This window comes from Chitinophaga niabensis (genome assembly GCF_039545795.1).
Lineage (GTDB): Bacteria > Bacteroidota > Bacteroidia > Chitinophagales > Chitinophagaceae > Chitinophaga > Chitinophaga niabensis_B.
This window is the reverse complement of the sequence record NZ_CP154260.1, coordinates 1,343,857-1,362,299: the sequence shown is the minus strand read 5'-3', so window position 1 is coordinate 1,362,299 and position 18,443 is coordinate 1,343,857. Positions and strand designations below refer to the sequence as shown.

Sequence of the window (18,443 nt, the reverse complement as noted above, 5' to 3'; positions counted from 1 at the left end):
GGCTTTTGCCCGTTATTTTGTGTTCATAAAACCTAATTATATGGCACATCCTACTGTAAGCCCTTATTTCATCTTAAAAGATGGCGCGGCTTTTCTTTCATTTCTGACCAAGGTATTTGGCGCAACAACAATTGCGGTTCACCACAATGACAAAGGTGGTATTATGCATGGTGAAGCAGGCATTGGTGACAGCGTGGTGATGTTCGGGGAAAGTAACGGTGCTTTTCCTGATGAAACAGGATCTGTATTTATTTATGTAAAAGACACGGACGAAGTTTATCGCAAAGCGTTGGCTGAGGGCTCAGAGTCCCGCCAGGAGCCCGAGGATAAAGATTATGGACGTGCAGCCGGGATAAGAGATCCGTTTGGGAATTCCTGGTGGATCACGCAGGTGTAGGTACTGCTGTCAGGTCTTCTGCTCCTCCATGGGCTAAATAATGGTCCCACATCATCATAAAGATCTTTTCCTTCAGTGCAGGCAGGTCTTCCTTTGTGAGGCCCTTTGTTTCCACAGGCGGCAGAAAGTGATAGTCTATCCTGTGCGGTAAAGCGAAAAAGAATTTATCGGGCACCAGTATTTTGCGGGTATGAAAAATTAAGGACGGAATAATGGGCGTTTGGGTTTCAATAGCCAGCGCAAACGCCCCATCATAAAACCGCTTTAACGGGAAGGGTGTGCGGTTACGGGTACCTTCAGGGAATAAAGCCATGTGCATACCCATTTTCAAGGCGTTCCGCATATGTTCAAAGCTCTGTTTGCGGCTTAGATCATCGTTGCGGTTCACTATAATGCCCCCGATCTTGTACATCATACCAAAGATTGGCACATTCACCAGATCATGTTTAGCCAGGGTTTTATTGGTACCGGGAATGCCGGGTGTGGCTACCAGTACATCCACAAAAGAATTGTGGTTGCATACCACTACGTAGACCTTTCCTTTTTCAAAATACTGCTTGCCTTTGCGGAAAACAGGGCAAAAGATGAGGGTCATATAAACTTTCATCCATATCCGGCCTAATATCAGGAAGTTGCGTGTCTTAGCAGGATCGGGTAAAAAGGAGAAGATCCAGATAGGGATAAGTACAATCAACATGGTGATCACGAAGAGTAACAGTCCGTAAACTGCAAAAACACGACCAACGATGTTTCTGAACAATTTTATCATAGTTATAGTTGCCAGTTAACCGGTTCTTTTCCCTGCTTCACAAGAATCTCATTTGTTTTGGAAAAGTGGCGGCATCCGTAAAAACCTTTATCTACACTAAATGGTGAGGGATGGGCCGCTTTTAAGATATAATGCCTGGTAGCGTCTATCAAAACCTGTTTATCCTGTGCAAATTTGCCCCAAAGCAGAAAAACAAGGCCTTCTTTTGTATCGGAGAGCCTTTTTATCACGGCATCTGTAAAATTCTCCCAACCTATTTTACTGTGGGAAGCGGGCTCCCCTGCCCTCACTGTCAACATGGCATTCAGCAACAGGACGCCGTTTTCTGCCCAAGGCGTGAGATCGCCGGTATCGGCAATGGGAATGCCCAGGTCCGTATTCATTTCCTTGTAGATATTAACCAGGGAAGGCGGTGGTTTAACGCCTTTCTGTACGGAGAAACAAAGGCCATGGGCCTGGCCCGGGCCGTGATAAGGATCCTGACCTAATATCACTACCTTTACCTTATCAAAGGGTGTTTTATCGAACGCATTAAAGATCAGGTTACCGGGGGGGTATATGGTCTTTCCGGAGGCCTTTTCATGCTTGAGGGACATGACGATCTGCTCAAAATAGGATTTTTGGAATTCGTCTTTAAGTGCCTCTTTCCAACTGCTTTCAATCTTTACATCCATTTAATTAGCTTTGAAACAACGGAATATTTGATTTATTGATGGAAAATTATATAAATTTGCACTCCCAATAAAAAAATAATTTATCTGTGGGGTAAGTTAGGGATTATTGGGGAGAATGAGCGGCAGCTTCCCAAGCTGAGGGTGCTTAATCTTGACAACAAACATGTTGGACCGGTAGCTCAGCTGGATAGAGCAGCTGCCTTCTAAGCAGCAGGTCATTGGTTCGAATCCAATCCGGTTCACTTTTCTAAAAGCAAGTCTGTAAGGCTTGCTTTTTTTATTTCGTTAGCTGGATAGAGCATCCCGCTTTTGAGCGGGAAGGTCATTGATTCGAATCCAATCCGGTTCACTTTTCTAAAAGCAAGTCTGTAAGGCTTGCTTTTTTTATTTCGTTAGCTGGATAGAGCATCCCGCTTTTGAGCGGGAAGGTCATTGATTTGAATCGAATCCAATCCGGTTCACTTTTCTAAAAGCAAGTCTGTAAGGCTTGCTTTTTTTTATTTAGTTAGCCGGATAGAGCATCCCGCTTTTGAGCGGGAAGGTCATTGATTTGAATCGAATCCAATCCGGTTCACTTTTTTAAAAGCAAGTCTGTAAGGCTTGCTTTTTTTATTTCGTTAGCTGGATAGAACATCCCGCTTTTGAGCGGGAAGGTCATTGGTTCGAATCCAATCCGGTTCACTTTTTTAAAAGCAAGTCTGTAAGGCTTGCTTTTGTGTTTAGTTAGCTGGATAGAGCATCCCGCTTACTGGTTAAGCCAGGCATGAATGGCCAATGTAAACCCGTTTTACATAGTGTTTACATTGTTTTACAAAACTTTTTACACTCTTTCTGGCTACACCAGCAGAAGAACAAATAGGTTTGCTAACTATGAAAAAAATCAGTTTAGCAGTCCTTTTGTGCCATTGGCTTACGGCAGTCACCGCACAGCAGCATTACTCCAAAGCCGTAAACGAACAGATCTCCCGGGTGGAAGCCAACGTATCGGGCAACCTGATTATCGACGGTAAACTATATAGCCTTACCGAAAGAATGAAGCACTACAATGTGCAGGGATTAAGTGTCGCCGTTATCGACAATTACCAGATTGTGTGGGCCAAAGGGTATGGTTTTGCTGACAAAAAAGAAGGCAGGAAAGTAACTACCAGTACCATGTTTGAACCCGGATCGATCAGTAAGTCACTAAACGCCGTTGGCATCTTGCAATTAGCGCAGCAGGGAAAGCTGGATCTTTACCAGGACATCAACCAGTACCTGGGCAACTGGAAATTCCCTTATGATACTGTGTCCCATGGCAAGAAAATTACAACCGCCCAGTTGCTCAGCCACACCGCAGGCCTGGGGGTTCATGGTTTCCCCGGTTACCACCGCGATAGTGCAATTGCATCGGTCACCGATATTTTAGATGGCCGGGCTCCGTCGAACACGGAAGCCGTAAGATCGGTGGCGGAACCAGGCACGGGACCCCGCTATTCCGGGGGAGGCACCCTTATCACGCAACAAATACTTACCGATCTTACGAAACAGCCATATGAACAATACATGTATGAGCATGTGCTCCGGCCACTGGGAATGACCAACAGTTCTTTCAATCAGCCCCCTGCAGCCAGCCAAAGGAAAAATCTGGCAACAGGATATAAAACCAATGGCAATGAAGTCCCGGGTAAGTATTTTGTATACCCGGAAAAATCAGCGGCTGGATTATGGACTACACCTACAGATCTATGCAAATACATGATTGAAATGCAGCAGGCTTACCAGGGTAAATCATCAAAGGTGTTGAACCAGGAAATGGTCAAACTGCATTTGACGCCCTACAAAAATGATATCGCTCTGGGCACATTCATACAGAACAGGAATGGCGAGAAATACTTTGTTCACTCGGCGAGTAACGAGGGATTCACAGGTTATTTCCTTGCCGGACTCACCAATGGGAAAGGAATGGCGTTGTTTGTGAATTCCGAAGATGGTTACGTTTTACTGGAATTAATCAACAGCATAGCACTGGAATACAATTGGGCTGGTTTCAAAAAACCTGAACAAATAACTACTGTGCCGGTAAACGACACGCTCATCTCAAAATACATCGGCGAATATATACTAGACGGATTTTTTTCAGAAATAAAAAAAGAAAAAGACGGACTTTACTTGTGGACCGATGGCATTAGCAGCAAAATGTATTTTACGTCGTCAACCGATTTTCGCAATATCGAATTAGGGGGCACAAAGACTTTTACTTTCGATAACGCCGGGACAGTAACCGGTTATTCGAATACGATTAATGGTCGGCTGCGTGCAACTGGACAAAGGATAACCACTTTAGATACACTGAAACCGAGACCCGGGCAATCGGGTGTTTTGGGTCGTCATTTGCTGGAGACTAAAAATTACGACAAAGCGATTGGCTTTTTATCGAAGGGTTTGGCCAGCGAGCCTTCAGACTCGTCGCTGGTAAAAAACTTAGCTCACTCGTATCTCTTTAAGGGCGATGTCACCAAAGCGATTGAGCTATATAGACAATATTTAAAGTCAGGGCACACTGTGAGCGAGTTAAGCAAAAGTTTGAAAGATGATTTTGAATATTTCCGCAATGCGGGGTTTGACCGTTCAGTGATAAAAAAGGCAAGCGAGATGCTTTCACTATAGAATCAATAAAAAAATTATCAAATATGCATACGTATATGCTTTGTTCCTGGTGTTTGCTTTTCACGCCTTCTGTGGATAAAACAAAACAAACGTACCACAAGATAATATCAAGTCCGAAACCAAAAACATAGTCACTTCCCTCGGAGCTAATCCGGTTCACTTTTAAAAGCAAGTCTGCAAGGCTTGCTTTTCTATTTAATAGCTGAGATACCCGTATTCCAATGCACAGTTAGCGATCGTGCATTACTTTATCATAAAGACGCTTTAATTGGGTGTCACCAAAACCATAAATGCTTTCTCTCCTCCAAAACTCTTTGAGCACTTCATGAAAGTCAGTAGAAATATTTTCTGTGATGTCTTCAATAACTTTTTCAGGTCTTCCTTTTGAGCCATCTTTTGGAAAACGGTCAACATGCGCCTTTACTGCTTCCTGTATATACGGAAAAGCTAAAGATTGATCCTTTGAAAGATCTGTCAACTCTTCAAGATTGCCATTTCTGTAAGCTTCCCACAAGTCTTTCCCTAAATTTAGGTCGGCTTCACTTAAAGGAATTTTATTCGCATAACAAACTTTAAGTTCATCTGAATTTGCTGGCCCAAAGCCATTCCAAAATTGTTTATTGGCTTTGTCTAAATAAGAAGTATAAACAGCAAAAACGTTTTTCTTTATGGGCAAACTACTGATAACTGAAATAACAAACCACATATTTACCTGACAAAACAAGTCATACTCAAACCAAAGATTAAACACTGAATTATCAGGCGCATTCCTTATTTTTTCAAACTCTTTTACCACTTTATTATGGTATTCCGTTTCTGTTAATCCTATATATTTTGCCCTTGATTGCCAAAAGTCATGCAGATTGCCGCCTGACAGATCTCCATCTATAAGAGCTTCTCTAACAACTATTACATCTCCTTCAATTTTCGTGTCTGGGAAACTGTAAGCAAGAGAGTCGCCGTTTAAAATATTATAGATCATGATTGTGATGTTTTTTGGGTATTACTGCTAACGCTTGCATCAACACAGCTAAATTAGCATTATTTGCATAATTGTAACAGCAACATTTTAGGGAAGAAATCAGCCAAATTACCGTTTTGGGTAGATTTTGCCCTTTAAAATCCCATTCAACAACCTTTCTGCCTAACCACTGGTTAAAACTGTTGCCGTTGAAACGTTATCTTTGCCAATATGGTACTCCAGGAATTTAAGCCACACTCCCACCTGTCATCATATATTGATGCATATTGGGATATCACCGGCAACGCCGGGGCTTTCTCTATGGACAAGGTCGTTCCTGACGGATGTATTGATATCATCATCAATCTCGGAGAAGCGTTCCATGTCAGCACCGTAAACGAGGTACTTAAAAGCGAAAAGGCTTATCTGGCAGGTGCTATCACCCATTCCATGGAGGGGGAAACATTTCCAGGTACCCGCTTAGTCGGTATTCGTTTTAAGCCCGCTGCTTTCTCCTATTTCTATTCTTTTGCATCTTTACATGACGTCACCAATCGTTTTATAGAACTGGACAGTCATTTTATCCCTGAAATCAGGGATTTATTCGACGATATCCCTTCAGCATTTGATTTTCATTTGTCGCGCAGGTTGATGCAGCCTAAGCATTTTTTACTGCCTGTTGTAAATAATATCATCAATAGAAAAGGGAACGTGTCTATACAAAATTTAGCCAGTGAACATTGTACTACTATCAGGCAACTGGAAAGAAGCTTTAAATATCATGTTGGCCTGAGCCCCAAAGAATTCGTCAATATTATCAGGTATAAGTCTGCGCACGATGTTATCATCTCGCAATACCCCCAAAAAGACCTTCTTGAGATTGCACTGGAGTTCGGTTATTATGATCGCGCTCATCTTAGCAATGAAGTAAAAAAATATGCCGGTGTGATACCCTCCGCGCTGGTTAAGAAAGTTTAATCCTCCCTTCATTTTGTCGCATTTCTCCAACTGTATAGTTCATAGATATGCTAGTTTTGCGGCAAATAAGACAATGAGAACTTTAATCACCAAACACATTGGCAATATTATTATCATTACGGGCGTATTACATCTGATGCTGGGGTTCTTTGTAAACTGGCAGACAGCAATGGATATGTATCGTTCCGGCCTGGTAAACACGGCGGATCAAAACGTAGAGCGATTTGGCTTTTTCTGGTTTCAGATAAACGGGCTCTTTGTGTTATTTACAGGGAGCTTCATACAACATTATACAACCGTATCCGATAAGCAAATCCCTGTGAGATTTGGTTATTATCTTTTATGTATTGCCCTAATAGGTTGTTTGCTGGAGCCTTTGTCAGGGTTCTATCTTTATGCGATACTGGCGCTTTTTATCATTTTCCAGAAATGATATAGACATATTCTACAAACATATTAATTCTTAACAATGGCAAGGATCAGTATAATATTAGCTTCAGCAATTTTATTGTTTTTTGGACTGCTGCATTTGCAGGGTACATTTTTTTCAACAGATCTTCATCCCGAGAACATAGATTTAGTTGAAAAACTTAAATCGTCCAGCATACAAATGACTAAAGCCGGAAATATTTGGAAACTGTGGATAGGATTTAATGCAATGTTTAGTGTCGGTCTCATTTTTATAGGTTCTATAAATCTGTACCTATCAGCAAAACATTTTCAATTATTGATCAGCCAGCGTTTTATACTACTGTTGACAATTCTTTCAAATGCTTTTTTTGTATGGGTAGGGTATCAATACATGATAACAGGTTTTATCATTAGTATGTCTATTCCATTATTATTATTCGTTACAGGATTTACATTAATTCAATTTAAACAATCTAAGCACTACGCTTAGGGGTGGGTTTGTATTAGTTATCCCCTGTCACCGCGGACTAACAGATGGTCCTATTCCCTCTCTTTATACTATTCCACACAAAAACATACCCTATTCATGCATTTTATAAAATCTGGCATTGAAGTTGTCCAGTGCGTGGGTCTAATTTAAATATTAACCTAACTCAAAACACACATTTTAGTATGACTCGAATTCACGCCAGTTTTCCCAAATTTTCTTTAGCAGTTTTTACATTGAGTGCGTTACTGGCTTCTTCCTGCAGTAAGGACAAAGGCGATTATCCAAAAAAAGAAGATGTAGTATTCCAGGACAATTTTGACAATGGAGTTACTGCCATCTGGCAACCAGGCACCAGCGGCCCGGTGACAAAATCTGTGGCGGACGGCCATTTTGTATTGACCCATAGTGGTACCGCTGCGGCTGTTTATAAAACATGGGCCAGTACAAAGGTTTTTGCTGCCGCACACTCGAAGCAGGCTATTGAAATCAAGCAGACTCATGTTAAAGGTCATGAGTACGACAAAGCTGGTCTTCTTTTTTCCGTTGCCGATGAGAATTACATCCTTGCCTTCCAGGTGGGCGATAAAGAGTTCCGGATATATCAGAAAGTGAATGCCACAAATACCAACCTGGTTCAGTGGACAGTTTCTCCGCACATCAAAGGAGCATTGAATGAATCCAATAAGCTGAAGGTTACACTGGCTGAGGGTAAGTTACAGTATTATATCAACGATGCCCTGGTAGCAACCATGGAGGCTGGTCCTATTACTACCCTGGATAAAGTGGGCTTTGAAATTGTAAAAGGTGCTTCTGCGGAAGCTACTTACAAAGTAGATTACCTGAAGGCGATAAAATTATAATCGTACACCGGGCAGGCCTTACGCGCATTGCCCGGTTTCTATTTTTATGGGGAATTTAGTGACTCCCCTTCTTATACAAGTCAAACAGCTCCATAATTTCATCTGGCTTTTTAGAGAACTTATCCACGGAAACACGTTTCGAACTTCCGTCTTCAAGTGCCAAACTAATTGAATGAACATCACTCTCATGGTAAGTACTGGTTTCATGTGAATAATACCTGTCAGTTTCCGTTATCAATTGGTAAGACTTAATATCCTCCCATTTATAAAAAAAGACTACAGAAGCATTCTTCCTATGATTATCCTGAAAAGCCACACCTTCCGTAGTTAAGGTCAAAGAACTATGGTATCTGAAGATCACCCTGAAACTAAAAACCGCAATAACAACTACTAAGAGCGTAAAAAGTGCAGCAAGGATAAAAGCAAGATCCGCAGGACTGTTTTCAGACATGATATACAAGCCCGGAAACAGGGCCAGGATGGCAATGAGAACCATCATTGGCACATCACCTCTCGTTCTTTTTATGGTTACCGTTTTCATTTTCAAGCGGGTTAAAACACAAAAATTTCCTATAAATATATTAAGCTAAGAATTATATTTGAATACATAAGCCCTAACCGTAAATTCCCACTGTGAAATTTCTTACTTCAAGCCTCCTATTTGGTATATTCGTCCTATGGATCTGGACAACATACTCGACAATATATACCCGCTGCCTGAACAGTCAAAGACCCTGCTGAAGGAAAAGATCTATGAGATCACTTATCCCAAAGCACATGTGCTGTTTAAGCTGAACAGGATAGCGCCAAAAGTATATTTCATCAGGAAGGGAATAGTGCGGGCCTATGCCAGTCCGGAAGGAGAAGAAGAAATAACCTTCTGGTTCGGAAAAGAAGGGGATGCCGTTCTCTCCATGAAGAACTATGTTGAAAACCAAAAGGGCTACGAAACCATCGAATCACTGGAACCATGCGATCTCTATCAAATACAAACGGAGGATCTGAGGGCCTTGTATAATACGGACATACATATCGCCAATTGGGGAAGAACGTTCGCAGAACAGGAATTGATAAAGGTTGAAGAGCGGTTTATTTCCAGGCAATGCAGGACAGCGCTGGAACGCTATAAAGAATTAATGAACAACAACCCTGACCTGTTGCAAAGGGTACAACTTGCACATATAGCTTCTTATCTGGGAATAACCCCGGTATCCCTGAGCAGAATCCGGTCTGAACTTAAATAATTATCATTTGTTAATTATTCCCGCCTCCCTTATCACGAACTTTGCAGGTATAAAATCTATAAGTCGTGAATTGGATTATTTTAATTATCGCTGGTTTATTTGAGGTAGCCTTTACCTCCAGCCTGGGAAAGGCCAAAACAACAACAGGCCTAGAAATGTATCTCTGGTATGGCTCATTCCTGGTTTCGCTGGTGGCAAGTATGCTGCTGCTGATGAAGGCAGTCCAAACCCTGCCGCTCGGAACCGCTTATGCGGTATGGACAGGTATAGGTGCCGTGGGCACCGTTCTGGTGGGTATCTTTGTATTTCATGAAAGTGTGAACTTCTGGCGGTTATTCTTTATAGCAACATTGATAGGATCCATTGTTGGATTGAAATCAATGGCGCACTAAGGCTCCCTGGACAGATCATTCATCGTAAACCTCAGATCCCTGATCTGCCCGTTATAGGATTGGAGCTTGCCCTCAAGCTCCTCTCCCTGTATCTTACCACAGGTCACATATCCTCCTTTTATTTTAGTAAGGTCTTTCTTCAATGCTTTAACCAAAATGGTTTTCTGGTTAAGTTTTACTTCCAGTTCGCCTTGTGAAGATAATTTTAATACCAGTTGTCCCTGCTTTCCGGGGATCATTTCACTTTCCAGTTCAGTACCATCCGCCAGTTTCAAGCCTATTTTGTTGCGGTAGGCATACAGCCTGAAATTGGAAAAATAGTCGCAAACAACACCTCCTTTATCCATATCGTTCAGATAGGCGGTAATGAACAATACATCCGGGTTCCATTTCTTTTTATTGAAAGAAAGATCTGATGCACTTTTTTGCTGCCTGATGGTATAGCTCTGATCAAAGAAAACCGGCAGCGTTCCTTCTGATATCATCTCACTGGTTTCGCCCAGCCTGTTTAATTCCTTATCAAGCAACTTTTCCAGCTCCATCAGTTTACTATTGTAAACGGGATTATAGACGAGATTCTTAAACTCATCACGGTCTGTATCCAAATTATACAACTCTTCCGGCTGACGATAGCTATAGCGGTTGAGCAGAAAGCTGATCTTAGGATCATTTTCGGCAGCTGCCACCCAGGTATCAAAATAGAATTCATTCTGCCCGGCCTTATCTATATGGGTAATAAAGCGAACACCGGGATGATAGTTTCTGATATAATGGAAACCGTCATTGCTAATGACAGTACGGGAAGGTGTATAGTTGTACCAGAAATGAGGTTCCATGGACGTTTCCGCGAAAATGTACTGATGGTGGTCTTTCTTCTTATTTAATAGTACATTTTTTAACGATTCTCCATCCAGTCCCTCCATCTTCTTTCCACCGGCAAGGTCCACCAGTGTAGGCGTCAGGTCTACCAGTGATACAAGCGCATCTGAAGTAGTGCCCGCTTTAACTTTACCGGGCCATCTCACAATCATGGGTACTCTTAAGCCCTGATCATATACGGTCCATTTTGCTGAGGGGAATTGCGCGCCCTGATCAGCAATAAACATAAACATGGTGTTGTTTTTCTGGCCCGCTCTATCTATTGCCTGCATTACTTCCCCTAACATTTTGTCCGCCTCTCCTATACTTTGATAATACGCGGCCAATGCTTTGCGGGTAGCTTTGGTATCTGCCAGGTAATTGGGCATTTTTAATTTCTCCGGATCAAAATCTCTGTTCGGAAACCAGGGTACATGCGGAACCCATGGCGCCACGATCAGGCAGATGGGTTGCTCAGGATGCTCGCTGAAATGCTGCGCTATCATCTGCACAGTTTCCTTCTTTCTATCCAGCCGGTTTTCAATGGGGGCATATTTGCCAAACTCCTCACCTATTCTTTCAAAAGGGAAATTATGTAGCGGAAAAACATCCGTTTTACCGGCAATCACTACCCGGTACCCCAGTTTCTTCAGGAACTGTGGCAGGTTAGCGGTGTTGGGCTTTACCGTAAAGTGATTCATTTGTGAGCCATTGCGGAAAGGGTAAAGCCCTGTAAACATGGCACTTCTTGAAGGCGTGCACATCGGGGCCACGGCATAGGCTTTATTAAACCGCATGCCGCCGGCAGCCAGCGAATCCATATTAGGTGTTCTCACATCTGCATTGCCATAACATCCAACATCCATTTGGTTCAGATCATCTGTAAGGAAAATGACCATGTTGGGCTTGTCTTGGGCATAAGAAGAACATAAGCCGGCAAAAAAAGCCATAACAATAAAACGAAAAGACAGCATTTACAAAGAATTATACGCTTAACGAACCACGGAATCCCCTCACACCATAATAAGAATCCGCACCGTTATGATACACGAAAACTTTGCCATAACGGAAATCACAGAACAGCGCGCCACCCAGTTCACGAATATCATCGGGTGTTTGAATCCAGCTGGATGTTTTAGCATCAAAATCTCCCAGTTGCTGCAACTCCCGGTACTGTTCTTCCGTTAGCATTTCAATACCCATAGCTGCAGCCATGTCCATAGCGCTGTCTGCCGGTTTGTGCTGTTTCCTGGAATCCAGTGCTTCCCGGTCGTAGCAAATGCTTCTGCGGCCTTTAGGAGTTTCAGGGGAGCAATCATAAAAGATGAATGCATCTTTCTTTTTATCATATCCCACTACATCCGGCTCACCACCGCTTATTTCCATTTCTTCCAGTGACCACATTTTCTCTGGACTGGCTTCCAGTTTTGCCTGTACTTTAGCCCATGAAAGGCCCGTATGGCGTTTCATGTTTTTCTCAAAACGGGCTTTCAAAATCTTGAGGAGCCCTGCAGTTTGTTCTGCTGACAACTTCTTTTTGATCTTGCTCATATAATAAGGTTTATTCCTATCTACAATATAAACATCATGGATCAATAAATCACGTGTAAACCTGACAATTGTTTCTCCGTTTTTCTATCCTGCTGTATCCGCATAAACAAGCAAAGCCCCGATGGATCATCGGGGCTTTGCTTGTTTACCTAATGAAAACTTATGCTATATCAAACCTGTCCAGGTTCATCACTTTATTCCAGGCAGCCACAAAGTCCTTCACAAACTTACCCTGCGCATCTGAACTTCCATAGACTTCTGCAATAGCTCTCAGTTCTGAATTAGAACCAAACACAAGGTCTGCACGGCTACCTATCCATTTTATGTCACCGATAGTACGGTCCGTTCCTTCATACAATTCTTTTGCATCAGACACTGCTTTCCATGCAGTGCTCATATCCAGCAGGTTTACAAAGAAGTCATTGGTCAGCTGGCCGGGGCGTGATGTGAAAACACCGTGGTTAGAACCATCAAAGTTAGTGTTCAACACACGCAGGCCACCCACCAGTACTGTTAATTCAGGTGCTGTAAGTGTAAGCAATTGTGCCTTATCTATCAGCAACGCTTCAGTGGATACCTGCAGTTTTGATTTGCGGTAGTTACGGAAACCATCAGCAGCAGGCTCTAAAAATCCCATTGATTCAACATCCGTCTGCTCCTGCGATGCATCCATACGGCCAGGTGTAAATGGCACTGTGATGGTATGACCTGCATCTTTTGCCGCTTTTTCAACACCTGCACAACCAGCCAGTACAATCAGATCTGCCAGTGAAACCTTCTTGCCACCTGTGTTAAATCCTTTCTGAATGCCTTCCAATACCTCCAATACTTTTTGCAGCTGCGGCGGATTATTTACCAGCCAGTACTTCTGGGGAGCCAGGCGGATACGTGCTCCATTCGCTCCACCACGTTTATCCGAACCACGGAAAGTGGAAGCAGAAGCCCATGCTGTGGAAACCAATTCAGATACGCTTAAACCTGATGCCAGTACTTTAGCTTTCAGCGCTGCAATATCATTGCTGTCTATCAATGCATGATCAACCGCAGGGATCGGATCCTGCCAGATCAGTACTTCTTCCGGTACATCTGGCCCCAGGTAACGGGCACGGGGTCCCATATCACGATGTGTCAGTTTAAACCACGCCCTTGCAAAAGCATCTGCAAATGCATCGGGGTTTTCTAAAAAGCGCCGGGATATTTTTTCGTAAGCCGGGTCAAACCTTAAAGCGAGGTCAGTAGTAAGCATAGTAGGTACATGCTTTTTGGAACTATCGAACGCATCAGGAACAATAGCCGGAGCATCTTTAGCTACCCATTGATGAGCGCCGGCAGGGCTTTTAGAAAGCTTCCATTCAAAACCGAAAAGGTTTTCGAAGAAGTTATTGCTCCATTTAGTGGGCGTGGTTGTCCATATTACTTCAAGGCCGCTTGTAATGGTGTCTGCACCTTTACCGGAGCCATAGGAGTTGCTCCAGCCCAGGCCCTGTAATTCCATGCCTGCAGCTTCAGGCTCCTTGCCCACATGGGAAGAAGGAGCAGCACCATGGGTTTTACCAAAGCTATGCCCTCCTGCTATCAGGGCCACGGTTTCTTCATCATTCATTGCCATGCGGCCGAAAGTATCACGGATATCTTTAGCGGCTGCAATAGGATCAGGGTTGCCATCAGGGCCTTCAGGATTCACATAGATCAAACCCATCTGTACAGCAGCCAATGGTTTCTCCAGGTTACGGCCATGCACATTACCATCTGCATCATCGTCTGACGACACTACACCATGTTCTTTTGGCACTCCATGGGAACCATGCGCATAACGCAGATCGCCACCCAGCCAGGTGGTTTCTGAGCCCCAGTACACATCTTCATCCGGTTCCCAGACATCTTCACGCCCTCCGGCAAAACCAAATGTTTTAAAGCCCATTGATTCCAATGCCACATTACCGGTAAGGATCAGCAGGTCTGCCCAGGAGATCTTGTTACCATACTTTTGTTTGATAGGCCAGAGTAATCTGCGCGCCTTATCAAGGCTCACGTTATCAGGCCAGCTGTTAAGCGGAGCAAAACGTTGCTGTCCTGCACCGGCACCACCACGACCGTCACCTACACGATAGGTACCTGCACTATGCCATGCCATGCGGATGAACAAAGGGCCATAATGCCCGAAGTCTGCAGGCCACCAGTCTTGCGAGTCCGTCATAAGTGCATGAAGGTCTTTCTTCACTGCTGCCAGGTCGAGGCTTTTAAAAGCTTCGGCATAACTAAAACCTTCATCCATCGGGTCCGATAAGGACGAGTGCTGACGCAGGATACTTAACTTTAAATGGTTGGGCCACCAATCACGGTTCCTGGTTCCGCCACCACCTACATTCTGCTTCATACTCCCATTATGAAACGGGCATTTACTGATGTCATTTGATTCTCCCATTGTTATAAGTTTTATGGTATTGAATGGACAATTGCTTGGATCATAAAAGTATGACTTCAACAATATAATCAAAATCTATTTAATAGATATTTAGATAGTTAAAATCTATCCCTACTCTCCTGCTCCAATAATTCAACAATTGTACGGGGCTTCTTGTTGAACTGATATTTCACCCAATCCTTTTCCTTCAACCTGGTAAGCGCCAGGAACATGGCCAGCCCTTCTTCCTGTGACCATTGGTTACGTTTCCTGCGAAAGCCGGAGATAGCAGTATCTCTGTTCACACGGCCTCCCCGGGGATGCATCAGCCAGTATACCGCCACGTATTGCCCCAGCCCTTCCATGGAAAGGAAAATATCATCCAGTGTTTTCAGGATCTCTCTGTTACCTGTAAAATATTTTGCCTGCCTTGCTTTCAGTAAGGAAAGTCCCTTCCTCACAGCATCCTTTACCTCTTTTTTGTCTGTTGCAGCAGCGGCAGTATAAAAAGCATCTATCTCTTCCCGGAAGCTTTGTACATAATCACTGTCTGCTTTAAAATAGCCCTGTACAATATCATCAGACAAGGATACCTCCCTGAAGGTATGTACACGTTCTATGGAATCCACCAGGTGCCCAAAACTCTTTTGCTGCCTGGTATGCGTGAATTCATGCAGGAATACGCCGGTGAGCATTTTATCCAGCGTAAATGCACTGCTTTCAATACCAGCTGCTTTCCAGAATGCAGGGACTGCCATTACAAAGAAACTTCTTCCATCGGGAGCAGGTGCAGCGAAACTCATTAAACCAACCGGTACACGCTGGCCATCCGGTAATGTCAGCGTATCGCTGTGCCGGTTTTTCTTCCATTGCAGCGGTTTTCCATACATGCGCGGGCCGTTCATGACGGAACCAGCAATAGCAGCAGTAGTATATACCCAGGTATCATCATAAAATACCATTTCAGGTGGCCTGTCAGCAGGAAGTAGCAGCAGTTCACGGTCCACCAGTTCCCAGGCGTGAAACTAATTATCTAACCATTGTTCTTTGCTTTGAGATTGTGCATGTAGAGAGGTTAAAATAAAAACGAAACATAGAGTTATTTTCATGAAGCATGTTTGTCAAAAGATAACATTTTCGTTTTAACTTTTCATTAAAGTTCCCTTAACTTTTTATTCTAATATCAATGTTCAACTTACGGCATTATCTCATGCCTTAAAATTGATGTTATGCTTAAAAACTTTACCCTCGCAGCATTACTCCTGTTAACAACTGCATATGTTAATGCACAAACAAAAATTGCCTACATCCATATGCAGCAACTTATTTCCAGCATGCCGGAAACTAAACGGGCGCTTGATACGCTGCAATTATATGAACAGGAACTCAATAAAGACGGGCAGGTACTGGTAACAGAATTTCAGAAAAGGGTGGCGCTTTTTACAAAAGAGGAGCCTACCCTGAAACCGGATATCAGAGATATAAGGATAAAAGAACTGGAAACCGCTAAAACAAGTATTGACGACTATAAAATGCGCATGGAGCAAAAACTGGCGCTCCGTGAACAGGCACTTACTGACCCGATCATAGCAAAGGCTAAAAAAGCAGTAGCTGACCTGGCAGCAGAAAAAGGATTTGTTTGCGTGCTGGATAGTTCAAAAGATATAATAGTGGCAGCCACCTGTGAAGACCTGATGGCCCCGGCCAAACTGAAGCTGGGGATTAAATAGGAACGAAAACAATAAAAAGCCTTCAGGGTCATTGAGCCCTGAAGGCTTTTTATTTATCAGTGCCCGTTACCCGGACAAGAACACTACCCCATTTGGCAATTAATATTAACTTTACTACCTAACTAATATAAAGTGATAAGCCATTGGTGAACGATATTTCTCAGCATAATAATGAACCGGAACTACTGAAGCTGCTCGCCATTGGCGATCAGCAGGCATTTACGGCTATCTATCTTCATTACCATGGCGGCATTTATAACTACCTGCTTAAATTCACCAAAAACCCTAAACTTACCGAAGACCTGGTACATGATGTTTTCCTGAAGATCTGGGAAGTAAGGGAGCAGCTGGACATTAAATCGTCCTTTTCGGCTTACTTGTACCGCTTTGCCAGAAATATTGCCATTACCCAGTTAAACCGGATCGCTTTATATAGTACCATCAGAGACGAAGTACTGCACCGTGTTTCATTGAATATAAATGACCAGGCATTAATGGATGCCGTTGAGAGCAGGCAATATGAAGAATTATTGCAGAAAGCGATCATAAACCTGCCGGTACAACGCCGTGAAGCCTTTATCCTTTGCCGTCAGCAGGGAAAAACGTATGAAGAAGCGGCTGCATTGATGAATATTTCCCGTAATACGCTAAAACAGCACCTGGCGCTGGCTGTAAAGTCGATCAAGGCGTACCTGCTGGAATATGGTGATATTTCGCTGTTGATGCTCTTAGTGTCGCTAAAATAATTTTCCCGGCTCATCCACCCATTTCATTTACTCGTTAGTCTTACTATTATGGAGCTGAAAAAGATTCCCGAAACAGACCTGCTTCAAAAATACCTGGATGGCTCCATATCGGAGGCAGAGGGCATGGCATTGTTCGAATGGCTAAAGGAAAATTCAATTGAGGATAATGCAGGAATTGAAGAGTTGCTGCATTCCGTATATGAACAGTCGCTTGCTGAAAAACCAGGAATCTCCGCAGAGGCCGGCAGACGGATCCTCTCCGGCTTATTGGACGCTGTGAACAAGGAGATACCGGCAGAACAGGCCGTAGTCCATTCTATGCCGGCAAAGCGCCGCCCATGGATACGTTATGCAGCAGCAGCTATACTAATTATCGCGGTTTCAAGCGCCATTGTGATATATACAGGCAGCATCAGGAAAGATACCCGCCCACTCGCTGGTACAAACAGGACTATACTTAAGCTCGCTAATGGTAAAGAAGTATTCCTGGACAGTATTGAAGGCAACATCATTCAAAACGGAAGTTTTGTCATTAATAACAAAGGCGGTGTGCTGAATTACCCCGGTAACACGGGTGCAGTGGAATACCATACGCTTTCTACTCCACACGGAAAGCAATACAGAGTACAATTACCGGATGGTACAAACGTTTGGCTGAATGCCCGTTCAAGTATCACTTATCCTACTGCTTTCGTTGACCAGCAAAGAAAAGTAAGGATAACCGGCGAAGCATACTTTGAAGTAGCGCAGAACCAGGAAAAACCATTCATTGCAGACATAGATGGCGAAGCCACTGTAGAGGTACTGGGTACCCACTTTAATATCAGCGCGTATAAGGATGATCCGGGGATCTATGCCACTTTACTGGAAGGGCGTGTTAAAATATCCCATCAAACACAATCTGCCGTGCTGAATCCCGGTCAACAGGCGTTGATCAGCCAACAGCAGATGAAAGTAGTTGATCATGCAGATATAGACCAGGCTATTGCCTGGAAGAACGGTGTTTTCCGTTTTGACCACACCAGGCTGGATGATGTAATGCGCCAGCTGGCAAGGTGGTACGAAATAGAAGTGGTGTACGAAGGCAGTATCCCTGCTATTGTACTCAGCGGTGAAATAAAAAGGGATGCAGGCCTCCCGCAGGCACTCGCTGTATTAAATACAATGGGGCTTCGTTTCAGGCTGGAGGGGAATAAAGTGATCATCGCTCCCGGTGAATGATCAGAATATAAGTGAAAAATAAAAATGTGGATGTGAGAAGGTCAGAAGCAACCAGGCTTCCTGGCGGAGCTTTGCCTTAGCAAAAAATATGCATACAGTCTGTTTATAGTT

General features: G+C 43.4%; 19 protein-coding genes and 1 tRNA gene. 12 read left to right on the top strand and 8 right to left on the bottom strand.

The window, feature by feature from the left end:
* Positions 1-40: 40 nt before the first annotated feature.
* Entirely contained in the window at positions 41-397 is a 357-nt protein-coding gene (locus AAHN97_RS05735) for a VOC family protein (protein WP_343306598.1), read from the top strand.
* Here AAHN97_RS05735 and AAHN97_RS05730 read toward each other — a convergent pair.
* Positions 384-1,166 (bottom strand): lysophospholipid acyltransferase family protein, encoded by a 783-nt coding sequence (locus AAHN97_RS05730; protein WP_343306597.1) that lies wholly within the window; start codon positions 1,164-1,166, stop codon positions 384-386. The genes AAHN97_RS05735 and AAHN97_RS05730 overlap by 14 nt on opposite strands.
* 2 nt (positions 1,167-1,168) lie before the next feature.
* Positions 1,169-1,840: a uracil-DNA glycosylase gene (gene ung, locus AAHN97_RS05725; RefSeq protein ID WP_343306596.1), complete on the bottom strand. Its 672-nt coding sequence runs from the start codon at positions 1,838-1,840 to the stop codon at positions 1,169-1,171.
* A gap of 168 nt (positions 1,841-2,008) precedes the next feature.
* Here ung and AAHN97_RS05720 point away from each other — a divergent pair.
* Positions 2,009-2,082 (top strand) — tRNA-Arg (locus tag AAHN97_RS05720).
* A gap of 628 nt (positions 2,083-2,710) precedes the next feature.
* Complete coding sequence (locus tag AAHN97_RS05715; RefSeq protein WP_343306595.1) at positions 2,711-4,486, top strand: serine hydrolase; 1,776 nt, start codon at positions 2,711-2,713, stop codon at positions 4,484-4,486.
* Between the two features lie 229 nt (positions 4,487-4,715).
* Here the strand turns inward: AAHN97_RS05715 and AAHN97_RS05710 are convergent, their stop codons facing one another.
* Positions 4,716-5,468: a hypothetical protein gene (locus tag AAHN97_RS05710; protein ID WP_343306594.1), complete on the bottom strand. Its 753-nt coding sequence runs from the start codon at positions 5,466-5,468 to the stop codon at positions 4,716-4,718.
* 210 nt (positions 5,469-5,678) lie between these two features.
* Between AAHN97_RS05710 and AAHN97_RS05705 the strand changes: the two genes are divergently transcribed.
* From AAHN97_RS05705 to AAHN97_RS05690, 4 genes are all read left to right on the top strand, one after another.
* The gene (locus AAHN97_RS05705) at positions 5,679-6,425 is read left to right on the top strand and encodes an AraC family transcriptional regulator (protein ID WP_343306593.1); all 747 of its coding nucleotides are present in this window, start codon (positions 5,679-5,681) and stop codon (positions 6,423-6,425) included.
* A gap of 73 nt (positions 6,426-6,498) precedes the next feature.
* Positions 6,499-6,858: a DUF6463 family protein gene (locus AAHN97_RS05700; protein ID WP_343306592.1), complete on the top strand. Its 360-nt coding sequence runs from the start codon at positions 6,499-6,501 to the stop codon at positions 6,856-6,858.
* Between the two features lie 36 nt (positions 6,859-6,894).
* The gene (locus tag AAHN97_RS05695; protein WP_343306591.1) at positions 6,895-7,326 is read left to right on the top strand and encodes an LIC_13387 family protein; all 432 of its coding nucleotides are present in this window, start codon (positions 6,895-6,897) and stop codon (positions 7,324-7,326) included.
* Positions 7,327-7,508: 182 nt separating this feature from the next.
* On the top strand, positions 7,509-8,186 hold the full coding sequence (locus AAHN97_RS05690; RefSeq protein ID WP_343306590.1) for a hypothetical protein: 678 nt from the start codon (positions 7,509-7,511) through the stop codon (positions 8,184-8,186).
* Between the two features lie 55 nt (positions 8,187-8,241).
* Here AAHN97_RS05690 and AAHN97_RS05685 read toward each other — a convergent pair whose 3' ends face one another.
* Positions 8,242-8,727 (bottom strand): hypothetical protein, encoded by a 486-nt coding sequence (locus AAHN97_RS05685; RefSeq protein ID WP_343306589.1) that lies wholly within the window; start codon positions 8,725-8,727, stop codon positions 8,242-8,244.
* Between the two features lie 136 nt (positions 8,728-8,863).
* Here AAHN97_RS05685 and AAHN97_RS05680 point away from each other — a divergent pair, with 136 nt between their 5' ends.
* Positions 8,864-9,430: a Crp/Fnr family transcriptional regulator gene (locus tag AAHN97_RS05680; protein ID WP_343306588.1), complete on the top strand. Its 567-nt coding sequence runs from the start codon at positions 8,864-8,866 to the stop codon at positions 9,428-9,430.
* A 65-nt stretch (positions 9,431-9,495) separates the two neighbouring features.
* Complete coding sequence (locus tag AAHN97_RS05675) at positions 9,496-9,822, top strand: DMT family transporter (protein WP_343306587.1); 327 nt, start codon at positions 9,496-9,498, stop codon at positions 9,820-9,822.
* Here the strand turns inward: AAHN97_RS05675 and AAHN97_RS05670 are convergent.
* From AAHN97_RS05670 to AAHN97_RS05655, 4 genes are all read right to left on the bottom strand, one after another.
* Positions 9,819-11,579 carry a sulfatase family protein gene (locus tag AAHN97_RS05670; protein ID WP_343306586.1) on the bottom strand — a complete coding sequence of 587 codons (1,761 nt, stop codon included), beginning with the start codon at positions 11,577-11,579 and terminating at the stop codon, positions 9,819-9,821. The genes AAHN97_RS05675 and AAHN97_RS05670 overlap by 4 nt on opposite strands.
* Positions 11,580-11,664: 85 nt before the next feature.
* Positions 11,665-12,231 carry a DUF4256 domain-containing protein gene (locus AAHN97_RS05665; RefSeq protein WP_343306585.1) on the bottom strand — a complete coding sequence of 189 codons (567 nt, stop codon included), beginning with the start codon at positions 12,229-12,231 and terminating at the stop codon, positions 11,665-11,667.
* A 160-nt stretch (positions 12,232-12,391) separates the two neighbouring features.
* Positions 12,392-14,656 carry a catalase/peroxidase HPI gene (gene katG / locus AAHN97_RS05660; RefSeq protein ID WP_343306584.1) on the bottom strand — a complete coding sequence of 755 codons (2,265 nt, stop codon included), beginning with the start codon at positions 14,654-14,656 and terminating at the stop codon, positions 12,392-12,394.
* A gap of 98 nt (positions 14,657-14,754) precedes the next feature.
* Positions 14,755-15,642, bottom strand: a complete 888-nt coding sequence (locus AAHN97_RS05655) for a hypothetical protein (protein ID WP_343306583.1) — start codon at positions 15,640-15,642, stop codon at positions 14,755-14,757.
* A 222-nt stretch (positions 15,643-15,864) separates the two neighbouring features.
* On the opposite strand from AAHN97_RS05655, the gene AAHN97_RS05650 reads away from it, so the two are divergent.
* The 3 genes from AAHN97_RS05650 (at position 15,865) to AAHN97_RS05640 (ending at position 18,332) form a co-directional block, all read left to right on the top strand.
* Complete coding sequence (locus AAHN97_RS05650) at positions 15,865-16,365, top strand: OmpH family outer membrane protein (RefSeq protein ID WP_343306582.1); 501 nt, start codon at positions 15,865-15,867, stop codon at positions 16,363-16,365.
* 146 nt (positions 16,366-16,511) lie between these two features.
* Positions 16,512-17,111, top strand: a complete 600-nt coding sequence (locus tag AAHN97_RS05645) for an RNA polymerase sigma factor (RefSeq protein ID WP_343308266.1) — start codon at positions 16,512-16,514, stop codon at positions 17,109-17,111.
* Positions 17,112-17,159: 48 nt separating this feature from the next.
* Positions 17,160-18,332: a FecR family protein gene (locus AAHN97_RS05640; protein ID WP_343306581.1), complete on the top strand. Its 1,173-nt coding sequence runs from the start codon at positions 17,160-17,162 to the stop codon at positions 18,330-18,332.
* Positions 18,333-18,443 lie beyond the last annotated feature (111 nt).